This window comes from Bordetella parapertussis (assembly GCF_020735925.1).
Taxonomy (GTDB): Bacteria; Pseudomonadota; Gammaproteobacteria; order Burkholderiales; family Burkholderiaceae_B; genus Bordetella; species Bordetella pertussis.
This window is the reverse complement of sequence record NZ_CP085971.1, coordinates 4,580,140-4,598,940: the sequence shown is the minus strand read 5'-3', so window position 1 is coordinate 4,598,940 and position 18,801 is coordinate 4,580,140. Positions and strand designations below refer to the sequence as shown.

The following is an 18,801-nucleotide window of genomic DNA, read 5'->3' as shown; positions in this document are numbered from 1 at the left end:
TCATGGACGAGATCCAATCCATCGTGATCGTGGGCGCGGGCCAGGCCGACGCGGTCGCCGCGGCCAGCCTGCGGCAGCTGGGCTATCGCGGCGGACTGACCCTGATCGGCCAGGAGGCCCACCCGCCCTACGAACGCCCGCCGCTGTCCAAGGCGGTCTTGCAGGGCACGGCCACGCATGCCGAGGCCGCCGTGCACCCCGCCGGCTTCTATGCCGAGAACGACATCGCGCTGCTTACCGAGACGGCGGTCGCCGCACTCGATCCGATCGCGCGCACGGTGCGGCTGGCCGACGGGCGCACGCTGCCATACGACCGCTGCCTGCTGGCCACCGGCGGCCATGCGCGCGAATTGCCGGCCCTGCCGCGCGGACGCGCCGGCGTGCACTATATCCGCACGCTGAATGACGCCCTGGACCTGCGCGCGGCGCTGCGCCCGGGCGTGCGCGCGGCCGTCATCGGCGGCGGCTTTCTGGGCTTGGAAGTGGCCTCCACCGCCCGCGAGCTGGGCGCCGAGGTCACTGTGATCGAAAACGGGTCCCGCCTGCTCGAGCGCGCCCTGCCGGCCATCGTGTCGGACTGGCTGGCCGAACGCGTGCGCGCCAGCGGCGTCGACCTGCGCCTGGGCGGCGCGATCGCCGCCATCGGCGACGGCCCGCCCTATGCCATCACCCTGGCCGACGGCACGCAGGTGAACGCCGACCTGATCGTGGTCAGTATCGGCCTGGCGCCCGAGGTCACGCTGGCGCGGCAGGCCGGCCTGCCGCTGGACGACAACGGCGGGATTTGCGTCGACGCGCAGGCGCGCACGGCCGACCCCCATGTCTATGCGGCCGGAGACTGCGCCAGCCAGCCGCGCGCCTGCCTGGGCACGGCCGCGCGCTTCGAATCGTGGCAGAACGCCAACGAACAGGCGCGCGCGGCGGCCACGGCCATGCTGGGCCTGGCGCCCGCCGCCGAACCCTATCCGTGGTTCTGGACCGACCAGTACGGCTGCAACATCCAGATCCTGGGCTTGCCGCAACCCGGCCTGCGCTATGTATGCCGCCCGCAAACGGACCCACAGGCCGCGCCGCGCGTGCTGTGGATCGGCTTGCGCGATGGCGTGCCCTGCCATGGCATCGCCGTCAACGCGGGCGGCGACCTGCGCCAGCTGCGGGTGCTGTTCGAACGCGGCATCCCCGTCGATCCGCACCGCCTGGCCGATCCGGCCGAAGCGCTCAAACCCCTGGTCAAGGCCTGGCAGGCCGCCGTCGCCGTAGCCTGACCGCACTCGATAACGCCCACACAGGAGCTGTCTCCATGTACCAATCCCAAACCGTCATCGGCCGTACTCTGGCGGCTAAGGACGCCCCGCTGTCGGAATGCGCGTGGCCGCAGGACGCCCTGCACTTCATCCCCGACTGGGTCTACACGAACAACGCGGTCTACGAGCAGGAGCTGGAAAAGATCTTCCACGGCAAGACGTGGAATTTCGTCGCCCTGGAAGCCGAGCTCCCCAATGCCGGCGACTACAAGCGCTCGTACGTGGGCGCCACGCCCGTCGTGGTGTCGCGCGCCGAGGACGGCTCGATCAACGTGTTCGAGAACCGCTGCGCGCACCGTGGCGCCGAGTTCTGTCGCCACAACCAGGGCAACGCCAAGGAATTCGTCTGCCCCTACCACCAGTGGTCGTACGATCTGAAGGGCAACCTGCAAGGCATCCCGTTCAAGCGTGGCGTCAACCGCGAAGGCGGCATGCCCAAGGATTTCAAGAACGACGAGCACGGCCTGCGCCGCCTGCACGTGACCACGCGCAACGGCGTGGTATTCGCCTCCTACAGCAGTGAAGTCGAACCGATCGCGGAATACCTCACGCCCGAGATCCTGGCCGATTTCGACGCCGTCTTCCCCGGCAAGAAGCTGAAGATCCTCGGCTACTACCGCAACGAGTTGCCCTGCAACTGGAAGATGTACCACGAGAACCTGAAGGACCCGTACCACGCCACGCTGCTGCACTCCTTCCTGGTGGTGTTCGGCCTGCTGGTGGCCGGCAACAAGTCCGCCATGCTGGTCGACTCGGTCCATGGGCGCCACGGCACCATGGCCTCGGCCAAGAGCGAGGACAAGTACGCCACCGTCAGCGAAGAGAACAAGAAGGAAATGCGGTCGTTCCACGATGGCCTGCGCCTGCGCGACGACCGCTTCCTGGAATTCATCAAGGAATTCGACTCGCCCTGGTCGGTGACGATGCAGACCATCTGGCCCAACCTGATCGTGCAGCGCGAAATGAACACCCTGGGCGTGCGCCACATCATCCCCAACGGCCCCGACAGCATGATCATGCAATGGACCATGTTCGGGTACGAGGACGACACCGAGGAGATGCAGCGCCACCGCCTGCGCCAGGGCAACCTGATGGGCCCGGCGGGCTTCCTCGGCCTGGAGGACAACGAAGCCATGAAATTCGTGCAGGAGGGCGTGCGCCGCGCCAGCACCGACGTCAACGTGATCAAGCTGGAGTCGGGCAAGCAGGGCACCTCGAACACGCTGATTTCCGAAGCGGCCATCCGTTCGATGTACAGCTACTACCGCGAAGTCATGGGCTTCTGAATCAGGACAGCACAATGAGCCAGACGTTCTTCCCTCCCCGTACGATCGACCCCGCCCGCGCCATCGCGCTGAAGCTGGAGGTCGAAGAGTTCAACGCCGACTACTGCGCCGCGCTGGATGGCGGCCAGGTCGAATCATGGCCGGATTTCTTCACCGAAACCGCGCTGTACCGCGTGACGGCGCGCGAGAATGCCGAGCTGAACCTGCCGGTGGGCCTGGTTTATGCCGAAGGCCGCGACATGATGCACGACCGCGCCGTGGCGATTTCGCGCACGCAGATGTTCGCGCCGCGCTATATGCTGCATATGGTGAGCAACACCCGCGTCACCAGCGAAACGCCAGACGGCGAGATCGCCGCATCCAGCACTTTCCTGCTGATGCAGACCCTGGTCGAGGGCCCCACCACCCTGCACCTGGCCGGCAGCTACCACGACCGCTTCGTGCGCGAAAACGGCGCCCTCAAGCTGCAGGAACGCCAGGTCATCTACGACACCGCCATCCTGGCCAACGACCTGGTTTATCCGGTGTAGGCGGCGGGGGGGAGGGCTCCTCCCCGTTGGCGGGAGCCTGTCCCCACGGGAAGGACAGGCACCCGGGATTCGGCAGGTGCCTGTCCCCCGTGCGGGGACAGGCACCTGGGTGTGTCACTTTGTCTTTGCCAGCGCCTCGTCATGCGTCATCACGGCGGCGTATTTCTGGCGCATGTCGAACAGGTTGGCCTCGTGCGGGCCCAGCGCGCGATCGCCCACGCAATCGGACAGCACCAGCGGCCGAAAACCCGCCGACATCGCGTCGACCACGCTGGCGCGCACGCACCCGCTGGTGGTCGCCCCGGCCACCAGCAGCGTCTGCACCCCGCGCTGCGCCAGCCACGCCGCCAGCATCGTCCCGTAGAACGCCGACGGCGTGCTCTTGCGCACCACGTACTCGCCGGCCTGCGGCGCGAGCTGCGGCACGATCGCGCTGGCCGGCGCGTGCTCCTTGAGCGTGAGCATCCCCGGCACCTTGATGCTGAAAATGTTGCCGTCGGCGTCGTCATCGGCATACACGATGCGGCTGTGCGCCACCGCCCAGCCCCGCTCGCGCGCGGCCGCCAGCACCGTGCGCGTGGTCTCGATCGCCGCCGCGATGTTGCCCCCGCCAAACTGCGCCGGGTCCGCGAACCCGTTGACGAAGTCCACGATCAGCAGCCCGTACGGCGCCTTCAACAGCAGCGCCGCCCCGAACCCCTGGCGCTCGTAGCTGCCCAGATCATTGCCCATGTCCCTGCCCCTTCCTCAGTCCAGTACCTTGCCCTCGCGCACCACTTCGCGCCCGTCCAGGCGCACCGTGCAGCGGCGCAGCGGAATGTCGATATGGCAGGCCGTCGTGCGGCTGCCCCCCGCCTCGTTGTTCGGCCCCAGCGAGAACAGGAAATTGCCCTCGTAGGCCCGCGCATCCATGCCGATGGTCGCCTCCCGGTCGTACAGCCCCAGCGTGGTCCAGCTCGCCCGCGGCTGCAGGCCCCAGCCGATGTGCGAGATCGCGTACGCCTGCGGGTCCTTGAACGTGGCCACGTACTCGCGCAGCAGCTCCGCATCCAGCCCCCCTTCGATGCGCGTCGCGTAGCCGTTTTCCACCGTCAGCACGATGGGCTCGCTCACGTACGACTTCTGCGGCAGCAAAATGTCGCCCCGGTCGATCACGATCGTGCCGTTGGCCGAGCCCTCGTCGGGCCAGGTCAGCGCAAACCCGCTGGGCCAGTGGTCCCACCGCCCCGGCTCGTCCACGTAGCCGTACTCGCTGATCGCCGGAAACTCCCCCAGCCCGCAGCGCAGCCGCGTGCCCGCCTCCGACTCCACCGTCATCTCGCGCGCCCCCGCGATCCGCTCCGCCGCCGCCTTGACCCGCTGCCGGTCCCCCTCGGTGGGCACCAGCCGCGCCAGCACCTCCGGCGGCTCGACCGCCAGCAAAATCTTCGTGCCCCCCTGCAGGATCTCGTGCTGCTCGGGCGAGAACAGCAGCGTCATCAGGTCCAGCACCAGGTCGCTGGCCTTGAGCATCGCGATCGCCGCCTTGTTGCCCGTCAGCGGCGTGGTCCCCAGGTACGCCAGCGCGTCGCGGCTGAGCGCCTTCTCCCCATTGACCGGCGGCAGGTCCAGCCGATTGACCACCGCCCCCAGCGACTGCGCCGCCACCAGCGCCGTGCCCAGCGTCTGCGGGTGCGTGGCCGCGCTGGTCAGCACCGTCACCGTCTGCCCCGCCTGCAGCCTGGACAGGCTCAGCACCTGCGTCCAGGCCCGGATCATCTCGTAATCGCTCACCGGCATCGCCACTCTCCTTGTGTCATCGCGGCCTCAGCCCGCCCGCAGGCGCGCGCCCAGAAAATCCCCGAACGCCGCGTAAAAACCTTCCTCGTTGTCCCACGGAATCATGTGCCCCGCGCCCGCCACCCGCACGTGCGCCGTGCCCGGCGCCAGCGCCTCGATCTCGGCCACGTCCGCATCGAGCACCACCTCGCCGCGCTCGGCCGTCATCAGCAGCCGCGCCGCCCGCACCCGCGGCAGGTCCGCGTGCACGTCGTCCTCGTGAAACCCCTCGAAGCTGGCGATCACCGCCCGCTCCTCGCACGTGTGCAGCCACTCGGCGCGCAGCTGCAGCTGCTCGGCCGTCCAGCTCGGGCAGTACGCCTTCATCTGCTCGCCCGTCATCCCCTGGCGCGCCTGCGCCATCGAGTCCACGTACCACGGCAGCTTCGACGGATACGCCCGCCGGCCCGGCCCCGACACCGGCGGATCCACCATCGCCAACCGCGCCAGCCCCGCCTCGCCCGTGCGCGCCGCACGGATCCCGATGCGCGCGCCCATCGAATGGCCCACCACGCTGTAGCGCGACAGCCCCAGCGCGCGCGCAAACGCCAGCAGGTCCTCGGCCTGCGCATCCAGGCCATAGTCCAGCTGCGGCCCCGACTGCGACAGCCCCCGCCCGCGCACATCCAGGATGTAGGTGTCGAACTGCTCGCCAAAACGCTCGCCCACGAACCCCCAGGTCACCGCCGGGCTGGTGATCCCCGGCACGATGATCACCGGATCGCGACCGGCCCGCTCGCCCCCATAGCGCAGGTAGTGCTGCCGGATCCCGTTGGCCTGCACGTTGCCGCCATACCGAAAATTGCTCATCGCTCGCTCCTCCCCCGGCTCAGTACGCGCCCGACAGCAGCGCGCCCGCACCGGGCACCACCGCCTCCAGACCCAGCGCCTTGAGCATCGCGTACGTCGTGGCCACCGCCGCCGTCACCACCGGCTTGCCCGTCTGCGCCTCCACCTTCGCAATCGCCCCCAGCGACGGCATCTGCACGCACGCCGACAGCACGATCACGTCCGCCTCGCGGTAATCCAGCCCCGCCACGATCTCCGGCAGCCGCCCCGCATCATGGCGTCCCACCTCCAGGTTGTCCGCAATCTCCAGCGCCCGGTAATCCACCACCTCGTAGCCCTCGTTCCCGATGTAGTCCACCACCAGCTCGGTCAGCGGCTTCATGTACGGCGCCACCACCGCGATCTTCTTCGCCCCCATCACCTTCAACCCATCGACCAGCGCCCCCGCGCTGGTGATCACCGGCGCCTCGCCCCCATTGGCCGCCGTGTGCGCCGTCAGCCGCGCCTGCGACTGGCGGTGATACCCCCGGCCCATCGCCATGATCGCCACCAGGCACGCATAGCCCAGCACGTCCACCCGCGCATCGCTCAGCTCCACCGCGCACCGATCCGACTCCGCGTCCATCGCCGCCAGCTCCTCCTTGACCACCTTCTTCATCCGCATCCGGCTCGAATGAAAGGTGAAACGCTCACCACGAATCTACTGGCGCGCCAGCAGCATCGCCGGAATCTCCGTCTCCATCGTCGTATTCGAACTCGGCACGATCTGGCCAATGCGGTAGGTCTTCTGCATCACTCGTTTCTCCAAGACAGGGGCGTCACAGTTTGAACAGGCGCGCGGCGTTGCCGTAGCAGACCAGCTCGCGCGTCGCCGCATCCAACGGCGCGGATTCGATGAACTCGACCGCCAGCGCGGTCGACTCGTACGGATAATCGATCGAGAACATCACGGCCTCGGCGCCCATCTCGGCGATCGCGCCGACCAGCGTCGGGTGGGAACAGACGCCCGAAGTCGTGATCAGGATATTGGAGCCGATGTACTCGGACGGCGCGCGCTGCAGCTTGACGCCATACGGGTAGGCGGCGAAACGGCTGTCGAAGCGCCAGCGCTGGAACGGCAGGCCTTCGCCCATGTGTCCCAGGATGATCTTCAGCTTCGGGAAACGGTCGAACACGCCGCCGAACAGCAGCCGCAGCGCGTGCGTGCCGGTTTCCACGCCCCAGCCCCAGGTCGCGCCGGCCAGTTCCGGATGGCCCTTGTAGGCATGCGGCAGCACGTAGGCGTCGAACGGATGCAGGTACAGCGGCACGTCCAGCTCCTGCATCTGCTCCCAGAATGCATCGTAGGCGGGGTTGTCGTAATACACGCCGTTGGTGTGGCCATTGACCAGCGAGCCCTTGAAGCCCAGCTCGCGCACCGCGCGCGTCAGTTCGGCGGCGGCGGTCTTGGGATCGTGCATGGGCAGGGCCGCGAATCCGCCGAAGCGGTCCGGATGCCGGGCAATGCGTTCGGCCAGGAAATCGTTGTTCTCGCGCGCGCGGCGCAAGGCCACGGCGGCGTCGGGCTCGCCCTGCACGCCCGGGCCTGTCTGCGACAGGATCGCATAGTCGATGCCGGCGGCGTCCATTTCGGCCAGGCGCCCCGCGCCGAAGTCGGTCAGGCGCGCGCCCAGTTCGGCGGCAAAGCCCGGATCGAGATGCTGTACGAATGCCTTGGAGTAATCGCCAAAGCCGACCGCCGTGAAATGCTCCTCGAAGGCGATCTTGCGCACTTTTGTCATACGTCTGCTCCCTGGATGGTGAGTCGGGTGAAGGCGCGGTTTCCAGGCCGTCCTTTTTAATCAGCATACTGACTATATGGAATCAAGTCCGCACCGCCAGGCTTTGCGATCGAGGCATGCGCGCCGTCTCGCGGGACGCGCCGAAACCCTTGCCATGCGGGACTTTACGCGCCCGGCCAGCGGCCCGCGGCATCCGGCCGCCCACGGCGGCACTTATATCAGTACACTGATTTTATAGTCAGCATACTGACAATTAAAAGAAAAATCTACGCCTCCTAGGGGCAACCCTGAGCCGGCCCCGCAACACCCGGGCCAGCGCCGCTCAGGCGCGATCGCCCGCCAGGTCCCCTGGCGTATCCACGTCCGCCGCCACGCCCGGGTCATCCACCTCGACCGCGGCGACGCGGTGGCGCCGCAGCAACTCCCGCGCGCCGACGTCGCCGCGCAGCGCCGCCAGCTCGCCCCACAGCGACCGCCCGAACGCCACCGGATGGCCGCGCCGCCCCTGGTGAACCGGCACCGTTATGCCATCGGCACACGCCGCCGCGCGCACGGCCGACAGCGTATCGCGCCGCACCCATGGCATATCGGCCAGCGCCACCAGGCAGACATCGGCCCGCTCCGGCATATCCGGAACCTGCCCGGCCAGCAGGAAGCGGGCCGCCGCCGCCAGGCTGGCACCCATGCCCTCGCGGGCCTGCTCGCTCTCCAGCACATGGCAGCCCTGCCCGCGCAGCAATGCGGCCAGGACGGCGCTTTCCGGCCTGACCACCGCCACCACGGCGTCGGTCGCCTCGCGCAAGGCCGCCGCGGCGCGCACCGCCACGGCCGTGCCGTCGGCCAGCCTGGCCAGGAGTTTGTCCTGCCCTCCGGAGGCGGCGGCGAACCGTCGGCCCTGGCCGCCCGCGAGCAAAATGCCCACGCAGGGCGCGGGCGGACCAGCCTGGGGAGAACCATGATCGACGCGTGGCATAGTATTCAGTATAGTGAGTAAATTCCAGGCGCAGGCCGGCGCGTTGCTGGCCGCGCCGCCCGTCCGCGAGTAGAGTAGCCCCATGAACGCCCTGGATCTGGATGTATTGCAGCACGCCCGCGACTGGCTTGCCAGCGGCCGGCGCGTGCACCTTGTCACCGTCGTGCAGACCTGGGGGTCGGCGCCGCGCCAGGCGGGCGCCATGCTGGCGGTGCGCGACGACGGCCAGGTCGTGGGTTCGGTGTCGGGCGGCTGCATCGAAGACGACCTGATCGCGCGGGCGCGCGCCGGCACCCTGCCCGAGCGCGCCGAACGCCTGACCTACGGCGTCACGCGCGACGAAGCCACCCGCTTCGGCCTGCCCTGCGGCGGCACGCTGCGCCTGGTGGCCGAGCCGCTGGCGCCGCGCGATGCCTGGCTGGACGAAGTGCTGCAGGCGATTGCCGAACACCGCCTGGTGCGCCGCACGATCGACCTGCACACCGGCGCGGCCGCGCTGGAAGCCGCCGCGCCGGCCGAAGGGCCGGATTTCGACGGCCGCATGTTCCGTGCCGTGTACGGCCCGCACTGGCGCCTGCTCATCATCGGCGCCAACCAGACCGCGCAGGTGCGGGCCGACATTGCCGCCACCCTGGATTTCCAGGTGATCGTGTGCGACCCGCGCGAGGAATTCCACGCAGCCTGGCATGCGCCGCACGCCACGCTGGTCACCACCATGCCGGATGACACCGTGCTGGAGATCGGCACCGACGAACGCACCGCCATCGTGGCGCTGACCCACGATCCCAAGCTGGACGACATGGTGCTGCTCGAGGCGTTGAAGTCGCGCGCGTTCTATGTGGGCGCGCTGGGATCGCGCGCCAACCAGGAAAAGCGGCGGGAAAGGCTGCGCCTGTTCGACCTGGGCGACGAGGACATCGCCCGGCTGCGCGGGCCGGTCGGGCTGCCCATCGCCAGCCGTACGCCAGCCGAGATCGCCGTGGCGGTGGCCGCCGAACTGGTCTGGGTGCGCAATACCCTGGGCGATCGCGAACCGTCCGGCGCGCCATTGCCGGCGGCGTTGGCGCCGGCGCGCTGAAGCCCGGCTACATGGCCTTGAGCGCCGTGCGGCTGTACTGATTGTTGGCGTCGACCAGCGTCGACAGCAGCTTCATGAAGATTTCGCGGTTGCGCGGCGACAGGGGCTCGAGCAGCCGTTGCTGCGCGCGCGCCATGCCGCCTTGCAGCAGCCCCATGATGCGCAGGCCTTCCTGCGTGATCACGGCCTGGCGCGAACGCTTGTCGTTGGGGTTGACGCGGCGCTCGACCAGCCCGCGCTCCTGCAGCCGCTTGATGACGTCGGCGGTGGTGGTGCGGTCCAGCCCCAGCTCCATGCCGATCGCGGTCTGGTCCAGCCAGGGGCTCAGCGACAGGGCCGTCAGCACGCCATACTGCACCGGCGTGACGTTCTGCGTCTTGCACTCTTCGTAGAACAGCGCGTAGTGGATCTGGTTCAGGCGCCGCACGAGGTACCCGGGACGCGACCACAGCACCTGCTTGGCAGGATCGAACACGGTACTGTCCGTCAGGGAGGACGTTGTGCGCTTCTTTCTCGTTGCTTGCTTGTCTGGTTCTGGCATGGGAGAGAAAGGCCTTACGCCAAATTTAGTGAGTACACTGAATAGTACGCCACCGCGCCGGCAGCGGCCGCGCGCGCCGCTATTTGCGCCAGAACAGCGGCGTGAACAGCACCAGCACCGTCAGCAATTCGAGACGCCCGATCAGCATCGCGAACGTGCATACCCAGGTCTGGAAATCATTCAGTACCGAGAAATTGCCCATCGGCCCCAGCGGCCCCAGCCCCGGTCCGGTATTGTTGATCATGGCCATGACGGCAGAAAAGGCCGTGATCAGGTCCAGCCCTGACAGCAGCAACAGGCTGCTCAGCACGCCCACCGACAGGCCGTACACCAGCATGAAGGCGAGCACCGACGCCATGACGCGCTGGTCCACCACGCGCGAGCCGATGCGCACCGGGCTGACCGCGTGGGGATGCAGCATGGTGACCAGCTCGTTGCGCGCCTGCTTGACCAGCAGGATGATGCGGATCATCTTGATGCCGCCGCCGGTCGAGCCGGCCGAGGTCACGAACGCCGACAGCAACAGCATGGTCAGCGGCGCGAACAGCGGCCAGGACGCGTAGTCCACATTGGCGTAGCCGGTCGTGGTGGCCACCGAAATGGTGTTGAACATGCCATAGCGCAACGCCTCCCAGGGGTCTCCGTATACGCCCTTGATATAGAGGAATACGGAGATCACCAGGCCCGCGCCCAGCATGATCGTGAGGTACGGAATGGTCTGCGGGCACACCACGTAGGCACGCCAGTTGCGCTGGCGCAGCGCGTTGAAGTGGGTGGCGAAGTTGATGCCCGAGATGGTCATGAATACGATGGCCACCAGCTCGACCGACAGCGAGTCGAAATGCGCGAAGCCATCGTCATAAGTCGAGAACCCCCCCAGCCCCATGGTCGTGGCCATATGGCACCAGGCGTCGAACCACGACAGGCCGACGGCCCGATAGGCCAGCAGGCATACCATGGAGAAACCGAAATACACGGCGTACAGCGCCTTGGCGGTGCTGGCGATGCGCGGCGTGAGCCGCTCGTCCTTCATGGGCCCGGGCGTCTCGGCCCGCACCACCTGGTGTCCGCCCACGCCCAGCAAGGGCAGGATGGCCACCGCCAGCACCAGGATGCCCATGCCGCCGATCCAGATCAGCGTGGCGCGCCACAGGTTGATCGAGGCCGGCAGGGCGTCGAGCCCGCTGAGCACCGTGGCGCCGGTGGTGGTCAGGCCGGACATGGCCTCGAAATAGGCATCGGTGAACGACAGCGGTATGCCCACGTCGTCGTAGTAGAGCAGCAGCGGGATGGCCGCCAGCGCGGGCAGCGCGGCCCATACGGTGGACACCAGCAGGAAACCGTCGCGCGCGTGCAGTTCGCTGCGGCCGCGGCGGGTCGCCAGCCAGGTGCCCGCGCCGATGCCCAGCGCCAGCAGGAAACCTTCGAGAAAGGCGGTGAAGCCGGCGTCCTGGCCGATGTAGGCGACCGCCAGCGGAATCACCATGGTGAGCGCGAACACCACCATGGTCAGGCCCAGCACGTAAAAGGTCGCCAGCAAACGCTTCATGAATACCGCTCGACGTCATGGCCCGGCGCCCGAGCGCGGCCGCGTGGTTCAGAAAAAGGAGGCCGACACCTGGAACAGTTTCTCGACGCGCGGCATCTGCCGGCGCGAGGGCACGAAAACGATGACATGGTCGTCCGACTGGATTTCGGTGTCGGCGTCGGGAACGATGATCTCGTCGCCACGCACCAGCACGCCGATGCTGGCGCCCTTGGGCAGCCCGATCTTGCCCACCGCGCGGCCGACCACCCGCGAGGTGGACCGATCGCCATGGGCGACAGCCTCCAGGGCCTCGGCCACGCCCTGGCGCAGCCGGTGCACCGCCACCACGTCGCCGCGCCGCACATGCCGCAGCAGCTCGCTCATGGTGGCCTGCGACGGCGAAACCGCCACGTCGATATGGCTGCCCTGCATGAGTTCGCCATACGCCTGCCGGTTGATCAGGGCGATGACCTTGCGCGCGCCCAGCCGCTTGGCCAGCAGCGAGGACATGATGTTGTCCTCGTCGTCGCTGGTCAGGGCCAGCCAGGTGTCCATGTCCTCGATATTCTCGCGCTCGAGCAGCGCTTCGTCGGTGCCATTGCCATGCAGCACCAGTACGTTGTCGGGCAGTTCGGCGGCCAGGTATTCGCAGCGCTTGGCATCGTGCTCGATGATGCGCACGCTGTAGCCTTCCTCGGCCAGCTGGCGCGCCAGCCGCAGGCCGATGTTGCCGCCGCCCGCGATCATGACCCGGTGCACGGTCTTCTCGGCCTCGCGCAGCTGGCGCACGGCGCGCCGCGCGTGCCGGGTGTCGACGGCCAGCACGACCTCGTCGCCCGGCGCCACCACCGTGCCCGTCCCGGCATGCAGCGGGCGTCCGTCGCGCAGCACGTCGACGATGCGGGCCGTGACGTCCGGCCAGACCTCGCGCAGTTCGTCGACCGGGTGATGCGCCATGGGGCTGCCGTGGCCCACCCGGACCGTGATGACGCTGACGCGCCCGCCGGCGAATTCGACCACCTGCAGCGCCTCGGGAAACTCGATCAGGCTGTGCAGGTAGGTGGTGACGCTGCGCTCGGGGCTGATGAGCGCGTCGATGGCGAAACCCTCGTCGCTCATCAGCTCGGGATGGTCGGCGAACTCGGGCATGCGGATGCGGGCGATGCGGCGCGGCACGTTGAAGACTTCGCGCGCGATCTTGCACGCCACCAGGTTGGCCGCGTCGGAAGCCGCACAGGCGATGAACAGGTCGGTGTCGTCGGCGCCGGCCGACTCCAGCACCGATACCTGGATGCCGTCGCCCTGCACCACGCGCAGGTCGAAGCGATCCTGCAGGTAGCGCAACTGGCCGACGTCGGTGTCGATGACCGTGATGTCGTTCTGCTCGGACACCAGGTTTTCGGCCACGCTGGTGCCAACGCGCCCCGCCCCCATGATGAGGATCTTCATGTGCCTCGCTTGCGCGCGGATTCGATGCCCAGCTGCTTGAGCTTGCGGTACAGGTGGGTGCGCTCCAGGCCGGTGCGTTCGGAGACGCGCGTCATGCTGTGATTCTCGCGCACCAGGTGGTATTCGAAGTAGATGCGCTCGAATTCGTCGCGCGCCTCGCGCAGCGGCTGGTCGAGCGAGATGCTGCCTAGCTGGCCGTTGGAGGCGGCCGGCGCCTCGACCGGAGCCTGGAATGGCTGCGGCGGGTCGAGCTCGTCCTCGAGCGCGACGGCCACCGGCGTCGCGGCGGCATGCGCCAGCGGCGGCGCGGCGCGCGGCGCGCGTCCGCGCGCCAGGCCGGCCTCGATGGTCTTGAGCAGGCGCTGCAGCGTAATGGGCTTTTCGAGAAAGTCCATGGCGCCGATGCGGGTCGCCTCGACGGCCGTGTCGATGGTGGCGTGGCCGCTCATCATGATGACCGGCATGTCCAGCAAGCCCTGCGACGCCCACTCCTTGAGCAGACTGACGCCGTCGGTATCTGGCATCCAGATGTCGAGCAGGACCAGGTCCGGGCGCATGCGCAAGCGCGCGGCGCGAGCCTGCGCCGCGTTCTCGGCCAGTTCGACCGTGTGCCCCTCGTCGTATAGGATCTCGGACAGCAGCTCGCGAATGCCAACTTCGTCGTCGACCACCAGAATTCTGGCCATAACCTCTCACCTATTGCGTAGCCGCATTATCCTTTTCTTGCGCGGTCGCGTCCATAGTATCGGACGGCAAAGCCAGGCGGGTCAACAATATGGAGATCCGCGCGCCCCCTTCCTTGCGATTGGCGAGATCGATGCGGCCGCCATGTTCTTCAATGATCTTGCGCACAATGGCTAATCCTAACCCAGTCCCGTGCGCCTTGGTCGTCACGTAGGGCTCGAAGGCGCGCTGCATGACCTGCGGCGGAAAGCCCGGCCCGGTATCGGCCACGGTGAAACGCACCGCGCGCTGCTGCGCGCCGTCGGGCTGCTCGCTTTGCACGATCTGCGTGGTGACCTTCACGCGCCCCTCGCCGCCCTGCTCAGCGACCGCGTCGCGGGCGTTGGACAGCAGGTTGTGGATGACCTGGCGCAGCTGGGTCGGGTCGCCCTCGATGTCCGGCAGGCCAGGCGCCAGCTCGACGTCCAGGTTGAGCACGCGCGCCGCGCCGCGGCCGCCGCCGTCGCCCGGATCCCACCCATACAGCGACAGCACGTCGGCCACCAGCGCATTGAGGTCGATACGCTGCATGACAGCCGGCGGCATGCGGGCGTACTCGCGGAAGTCGTCGACCATCTGCTTGAGCGAGCCCACCTGGTTGACGATGGTGTTGGTGGAGCGGATCAGCATCTGCGCGTCGGCCGGCTGCAGCCGGTCGGCCAGCTTCATGGCCAGGCGCTCGGCCGACAGCTGGATCGGCGTGAGCGGGTTCTTGATTTCGTGGGCCAGCCGGCGCGCCACCTCGCCCCAGGCCACGGTACGGTTGGCCGAAATGACCTCGGTGATGTCGTCGAACACCACCAGGTAGCCGTTGCCGCGGCCGTCCACGCGCAAGTGGGTGCCGCGCGCCAGCAGCGTCACCGGCTGCCCGCCGGTTTCGTCCAGCCCCGGGGTGATCTCGAACTGCTGCTGCCAGTGCAGGCGTTCCGAGCCCACCGCCGCGTGGGCCGCGAAGGCCTGGCGCACCACCTGGGCGAACTCCAGCATGCCATCCACGGTTTCCAGCGACCGGCCGATGACCGAGCGCAGGTCGGCCTGCAGAATGGTCTGGGCGCCCTGGTTGACCGTGGTGACGCGGAACCCTTCGTCGAAGGCGATCACCCCGGACGACAGGTTGGACAGCACGCTTTCCAGGTAGACGTTGGAGCGCTCCAGCTGGCGCCGGTTGCTTTCCACCATCTGGCGCGCCTCCTCGAGCTGGCGCGTCATGGCGTTGAACGAGCGGGTCAGTTGCCCGACTTCGTCGCGTTCGGGCGGCTCGGGCAGCGGCCGGAAATCGCCCACGCCCACCGCCTGGGTACCGCCGGCCAGCCGCAGCAGGGGCCGCACCAGCCGCTTGGACAGCGACAGCGCCACCGCGATGGCGGCGAACACCGCCAGCAGCAGGGCCAGGGTCAGGGTGATGCCGTACAGCTTGCGCAGGCCCAGCCGCGACAGCGCCAGCTCCTGGTAGTCGCGAAAGCCCTGCTGCACCCGGTTGGCGTTATGGGCGATCTGGTCTGGCACGGCATGCATCAATTGCAGCCAGCGCGGCTCGGCCGAGCCGCCCAGGATGCCGTCGAAGCGCGCCGGCGCCGACAGCGGGATCACCACGCGCAGGTGCAGGCCGCCCTCGGCGCCCGGAATCGCCGGGTCGTCGGCCTCGGCGGCCGAGTAGCCGCGCGCCAGCCGCAGCTGGTTCAGCAAGGTGGCGGGCAGGCTGGGCGGCAGCAGCTGCCCATAGGTATTGGTGGAGAAGGCCAGTATCCGCCCGCTGCCGGTGAATACGGTGGCCTCCTGCGCCCCGTTGGCCTCGCGCAGCCGCGTCAGCGCCAGCGGAATGTCGTTATCGGACATGTTGTTCAACTCGGCCGCCATGGCGCGGGCGCGCACATCCATGTCGGCCAGCTGCGAGTCGAGCGCGGCGCGGCCCAGATTCAGGCCCGACTCCAGCGCGCTGTCGACGCGGACGTTGAACCACGACTCGATCGAGCGCGACATGAACTGCACCGACAGGATGTAGATCAGCGCGCCCGGCACCACCCCGATCAGGGCGAAGGCCAGCGCAAAACGGGCCGTCAGGCGGGCGCCGAACTGGCGCCGGCGGATCTGGCGCGCCAGCCGCACGGTCAGCGCCACCACCCAGACGAACAGCGCGAAGGCGAAAATACCGTTGAGAATCAGCAGGGTGTCGTAATAGCGCGCAAAGCGTGACGCATTGCCGGTGGACCAGGCCAGCAGGCCCAGCAGGGCCAGGCCGCTGACGCCGCCGACCACCAGGGCAAGGCGTAGAAACATTCTCATGAGGGGTCCCGCGCGGGCTCGGCCAGGGCGAAGGAGAACTCCGCCCACGGCGTGGCCGGCGACCACGAGCTGCTGTTGAGGGCGTTGACCTGCAACGGCCGCGCCAGTTGGGAGGTATCCAGGCGCACGCGCAGCTGGCCGCCATAACGCACGCCGGGGTCGAACTCGGACGCATCGGCCACTTCCCAGTTGCGGATATGGCGCACCAGGTCCATGGCGTCGTCCAGCGAGGCGACCGGCAGCGAGAGTTCGCCCGCGCCGGCCCGCCACTGGCGGGTCAGCGCGTTGTAGGCGATGCGCCAGGTAATGCTTTTGTCGACCAGCGTGTGATCGAACCACCACCAGCGCGACCGGGTGATCTGCAGGTCGGCGGTGAAATAGAGCGGCACGCCACGCTGCGCCGCGTCACGCAGCTGGTCGTTGAGCTCGAAATGGATGTCGGCGCTCAGCTCCAGCTTGCCGTCGCGCACCAGCGGCTCGATGCGCTGGACGTGCGGATCGGCGGCATGGGCAAGCCCGCTCGTAATCGGCGAGAACGAGCCAAATACCAGCAACAACGCGACAAATAGGCGAAGAATCATCGACATACGGCAAATGCGCAGCAGCATGACCCTATTCTTGGCGATTCAGGTCCGCTTGGCAAACAAGGCATAGAAAAAACCGTCGTGTTGCGCCTGCGGTGTTGCATCGATGGCAACAGGCAGCAGTTGCCCGGGCGCGTCCAGGGGCGCGGCGTCGGCATGGCGGCGCGCGAAGGCCTCGGTCTGCTCGCGCCCTTCGGCTGGAAACACCGAGCAGGTCACGTAAAGCAGGCGCCCGCCCGGGGCGACCGTGCGCCACAGGGCGTCGGCGATGCGCGCCTGCAGGGCGGCGGTGCGCGGCACGTCCTCGGCGCGGCGCAGCCAGCGGATGTCCGGGTGGCGGCGCACGATGCCCGACGCAGTGCACGGCACGTCGGCCAGCACCGCATCGAAGGGCCGGCCGTCCCACCAGGCGTCCAGGTCGCTGGCGTCGGCGGCCGCCAGCCGCACCCGCGGCGTGCGCAGGCCCAGGCGTTCCAGGTTCTGGTCCACCCGCTCCAGGCGTTGCGCGTCCGCGTCCAGGGCCAGCAGGTCGATATCGGCCAGTTCCAGCAGGTGGGCGGTCTTGCCGCCCGGCGCGGCGCAGGCGTCCAGCACCCGCATGCCGTCGGCCGGCGCCAGCAACGGCGCGGCCAGTTGCGCGCCGGCATCCTGCACCGACCACCAGCCCGCGTCATAGCCCGGCAATTGCGGCACCGGGCGCGGCTCGGCCAGCACCAGGCCGGCATCGCCCACCGGCGCGGCGGCCACGCCGGCCTGCGCCAGCGCCTGGCGCACCTGCTCCACCGTGGCGCGGCGGCGGTTGACCCGCAGGGTCAGCGGCGCGGGCACATTGGCCCCGGCCAGGATGCCGCGCCATTGCTCCGGATAGGCGCGCTCCAGCAGCTCCACCCACCAGCTCGGGTGGTTCCAGCGCGCCGCGGGACGCTCGGCCACGCTGTCCTGCAAGGCTTCCCGCTCGCGCAGGAAGCGCCGCAGGCTGGCGTTGAGCAGGCCCTTGTAGGCGGCCAGCTTGCGCTGGCCGGCCGCCGCCGTCACCGCCTGGTCGACCACCGTATGCGGCGCATACTGCGGCGCGCCGGGCTGCGCCGCGGCGCCGGGCGCGGCGCGCAGCAGGCTCAGCGCCACCCGCAGGAGCGCGTCGAACAAGGGTCCGGGCGAGCGCCGCACCAGCGTTTCGGCCACGGCGTCGGCCCAGCCCAGCTGCCGCATGGCGTGGAAACTGATCGCCTGCACGGCCGGCCGCAGCGCCGGCGGCGTCTCGGCCAGCGCATCGGTCAGCGAGCGTCCCTTGCGCACCGCCTGCACGGCGGCGGCGGCGCCCAGCAGCACGGCCGACAGGGGCGGGGCCAGGACGGAGGAATCGACAGGGGAAGGCATATGAAACGTTTCTGACGGCAGGACCGATATGGTAGCCGGACACTGGACGCGACCGGCGGCCGGCGTCACACTGCACGCTTGCCCGGCCATGCCGCGCGGAGTCCGCCATGACGCTTGCCACCCTCGCCCTGTTTGTCCTCGCCTCCGGCCTGATCATCGTCACGCCCGGCCCGACCGTGCTGCTGGCGCTCAGCAACGGCTCGCGCCACGGGGTGCGGCGGGCCTGCTGGGGCATGGCCGGCGCGGTGCTGGCCGACCTGGTGCTGGTGGCCGCCGTCGCCGGCGGCCTGGGCATGCTGCTGGCGGCGTCCGAACCGGCCTTCCAGGCCCTCAAATGGATCGGCGCCGGCTATCTGGCCTATCTGGGCTGGCGGCTGCTGCGCAGCGACGCCGCCCTGGTGCTTCCCGCGCTGGCGGCGGGCGGCGGCGACAGCGGCGCCGGCGCGCTGTTCTCGCGCAGTTTCCTGGTCGCCCTGACCAACCCCAAGGCGCTGCTGTTCATGTCGGCTTTCCTGCCGCAGTTCATCGACCCGGCCGCGGCGCTGGCGCCGCAGTACGGCGCGCTGGCGCTGGTGCTGGCCGTGCTGAACCTGGCCGCCATGCTGGGCTATGCCGCGCTGGGCGCGCGCCTGGTCAGGGTATTGCGCACCGGCGGCCTGCGCTGGATCAACCGCCTGTGCGGCGGCATGCTGGTGCTGCTGGCGGGCACGGTGGCGCTGTACCGGCGCGCCGGCTGAGCCGCAACGCCCGGCGCGGC

General features: G+C 68.9%; 17 protein-coding genes and 1 pseudogene. 5 read left to right on the top strand and 13 right to left on the bottom strand.

Annotated elements, in window-relative coordinates; all coding sequences use genetic code 11:
- Window positions 1-2: 2 nt before the first annotated feature.
- The 3 genes from LK409_RS21775 to LK409_RS21765 are packed head-to-tail and all read left to right on the top strand — an operon-like array spanning window position 3 to window position 3,120.
- Window positions 3-1,265 carry an NAD(P)/FAD-dependent oxidoreductase gene (locus LK409_RS21775; protein WP_010927380.1) on the top strand — a complete coding sequence of 421 codons (1,263 nt, stop codon included), beginning with the start codon at window positions 3-5 and terminating at the stop codon, window positions 1,263-1,265.
- 35 nt (window positions 1,266-1,300) lie between these two features.
- Window positions 1,301-2,590 carry an aromatic ring-hydroxylating dioxygenase subunit alpha gene (locus tag LK409_RS21770; protein ID WP_010925750.1) on the top strand — a complete coding sequence of 430 codons (1,290 nt, stop codon included), beginning with the start codon at window positions 1,301-1,303 and terminating at the stop codon, window positions 2,588-2,590.
- A 14-nt stretch (window positions 2,591-2,604) separates the two neighbouring features.
- Window positions 2,605-3,120 (top strand): aromatic-ring-hydroxylating dioxygenase subunit beta, encoded by a 516-nt coding sequence (locus LK409_RS21765; protein WP_003807379.1) that lies wholly within the window; start codon window positions 2,605-2,607, stop codon window positions 3,118-3,120.
- A gap of 114 nt (window positions 3,121-3,234) precedes the next feature.
- Here LK409_RS21765 and LK409_RS21760 read toward each other — a convergent pair whose 3' ends face one another.
- The 6 genes and pseudogenes from LK409_RS21760 to LK409_RS21735 all read right to left on the bottom strand — a co-directional run bounded on the left by LK409_RS21760 (window position 3,235) and on the right by LK409_RS21735 (window position 8,481).
- Window positions 3,235-3,852, bottom strand: coding sequence for an isochorismatase family protein (locus tag LK409_RS21760; RefSeq protein ID WP_010927379.1), 618 nt, complete (start codon window positions 3,850-3,852; stop codon window positions 3,235-3,237).
- Between the two features lie 15 nt (window positions 3,853-3,867).
- Window positions 3,868-4,899, bottom strand: a complete 1,032-nt coding sequence (locus tag LK409_RS21755; RefSeq protein WP_003810089.1) for a M29 family metallopeptidase — start codon at window positions 4,897-4,899, stop codon at window positions 3,868-3,870.
- 27 nt (window positions 4,900-4,926) lie between these two features.
- The gene (locus LK409_RS21750; RefSeq protein ID WP_003807374.1) at window positions 4,927-5,748 is read right to left on the bottom strand and encodes an alpha/beta fold hydrolase; all 822 of its coding nucleotides are present in this window, start codon (window positions 5,746-5,748) and stop codon (window positions 4,927-4,929) included.
- 19 nt (window positions 5,749-5,767) lie between these two features.
- Window positions 5,768-6,520, bottom strand: a pseudogene (locus LK409_RS21745) (maleate cis-trans isomerase family protein).
- A gap of 25 nt (window positions 6,521-6,545) precedes the next feature.
- The gene (locus tag LK409_RS21740) at window positions 6,546-7,508 is read right to left on the bottom strand and encodes an amidohydrolase family protein (RefSeq protein WP_010927378.1); all 963 of its coding nucleotides are present in this window, start codon (window positions 7,506-7,508) and stop codon (window positions 6,546-6,548) included.
- 322 nt (window positions 7,509-7,830) lie between these two features.
- Window positions 7,831-8,481 (bottom strand): nucleotidyltransferase family protein, encoded by a 651-nt coding sequence (locus LK409_RS21735; protein WP_010925749.1) that lies wholly within the window; start codon window positions 8,479-8,481, stop codon window positions 7,831-7,833.
- Window positions 8,482-8,563: 82 nt separating this feature from the next.
- On the opposite strand from LK409_RS21735, the gene LK409_RS21730 reads away from it, so the two are divergent.
- Window positions 8,564-9,559 carry an XdhC family protein gene (locus LK409_RS21730; protein WP_010927377.1) on the top strand — a complete coding sequence of 332 codons (996 nt, stop codon included), beginning with the start codon at window positions 8,564-8,566 and terminating at the stop codon, window positions 9,557-9,559.
- Between the two features lie 7 nt (window positions 9,560-9,566).
- Here the strand turns inward: LK409_RS21730 and LK409_RS21725 are convergent, their stop codons facing one another.
- From LK409_RS21725 to rsmB, 7 genes are all read right to left on the bottom strand, one after another.
- Entirely contained in the window at window positions 9,567-10,034 is a 468-nt protein-coding gene (locus LK409_RS21725; RefSeq protein WP_370448380.1) for a MarR family winged helix-turn-helix transcriptional regulator, read from the bottom strand.
- A gap of 145 nt (window positions 10,035-10,179) precedes the next feature.
- On the bottom strand, window positions 10,180-11,649 hold the full coding sequence (locus tag LK409_RS21720) for a TrkH family potassium uptake protein (RefSeq protein WP_003807338.1): 1,470 nt from the start codon (window positions 11,647-11,649) through the stop codon (window positions 10,180-10,182).
- Between the two features lie 48 nt (window positions 11,650-11,697).
- On the bottom strand, window positions 11,698-13,077 hold the full coding sequence (gene trkA, locus LK409_RS21715; RefSeq protein WP_003807336.1) for a Trk system potassium transporter TrkA: 1,380 nt from the start codon (window positions 13,075-13,077) through the stop codon (window positions 11,698-11,700).
- Window positions 13,074-13,763, bottom strand: coding sequence for a two-component system response regulator PlrR (plrR, locus tag LK409_RS21710; protein WP_003807335.1), 690 nt, complete (start codon window positions 13,761-13,763; stop codon window positions 13,074-13,076). The genes trkA and plrR overlap by 4 nt, the downstream gene beginning before the upstream one ends.
- Window positions 13,764-13,773: 10 nt before the next feature.
- A complete protein-coding gene (plrS, locus tag LK409_RS21705; protein WP_010927376.1) occupies window positions 13,774-16,083 on the bottom strand; it encodes a two-component system sensor histidine kinase PlrS in 2,310 nt (769 codons plus the stop codon).
- Window positions 16,080-16,691: a DUF4390 domain-containing protein gene (locus LK409_RS21700; RefSeq protein WP_010927375.1), complete on the bottom strand. Its 612-nt coding sequence runs from the start codon at window positions 16,689-16,691 to the stop codon at window positions 16,080-16,082. The genes plrS and LK409_RS21700 overlap by 4 nt, the downstream gene beginning before the upstream one ends.
- An 18-nt stretch (window positions 16,692-16,709) precedes the next feature.
- Entirely contained in the window at window positions 16,710-18,044 is a 1,335-nt protein-coding gene (rsmB, locus tag LK409_RS21695) for a 16S rRNA (cytosine(967)-C(5))-methyltransferase RsmB (RefSeq protein ID WP_033457590.1), read from the bottom strand.
- Between the two features lie 107 nt (window positions 18,045-18,151).
- Here rsmB and LK409_RS21690 point away from each other — a divergent pair, with 107 nt between their 5' ends.
- Window positions 18,152-18,781, top strand: coding sequence for a LysE family translocator (locus tag LK409_RS21690; protein ID WP_003807327.1), 630 nt, complete (start codon window positions 18,152-18,154; stop codon window positions 18,779-18,781).
- The last annotated feature ends 20 nt before the right edge of the window (window positions 18,782-18,801 follow it).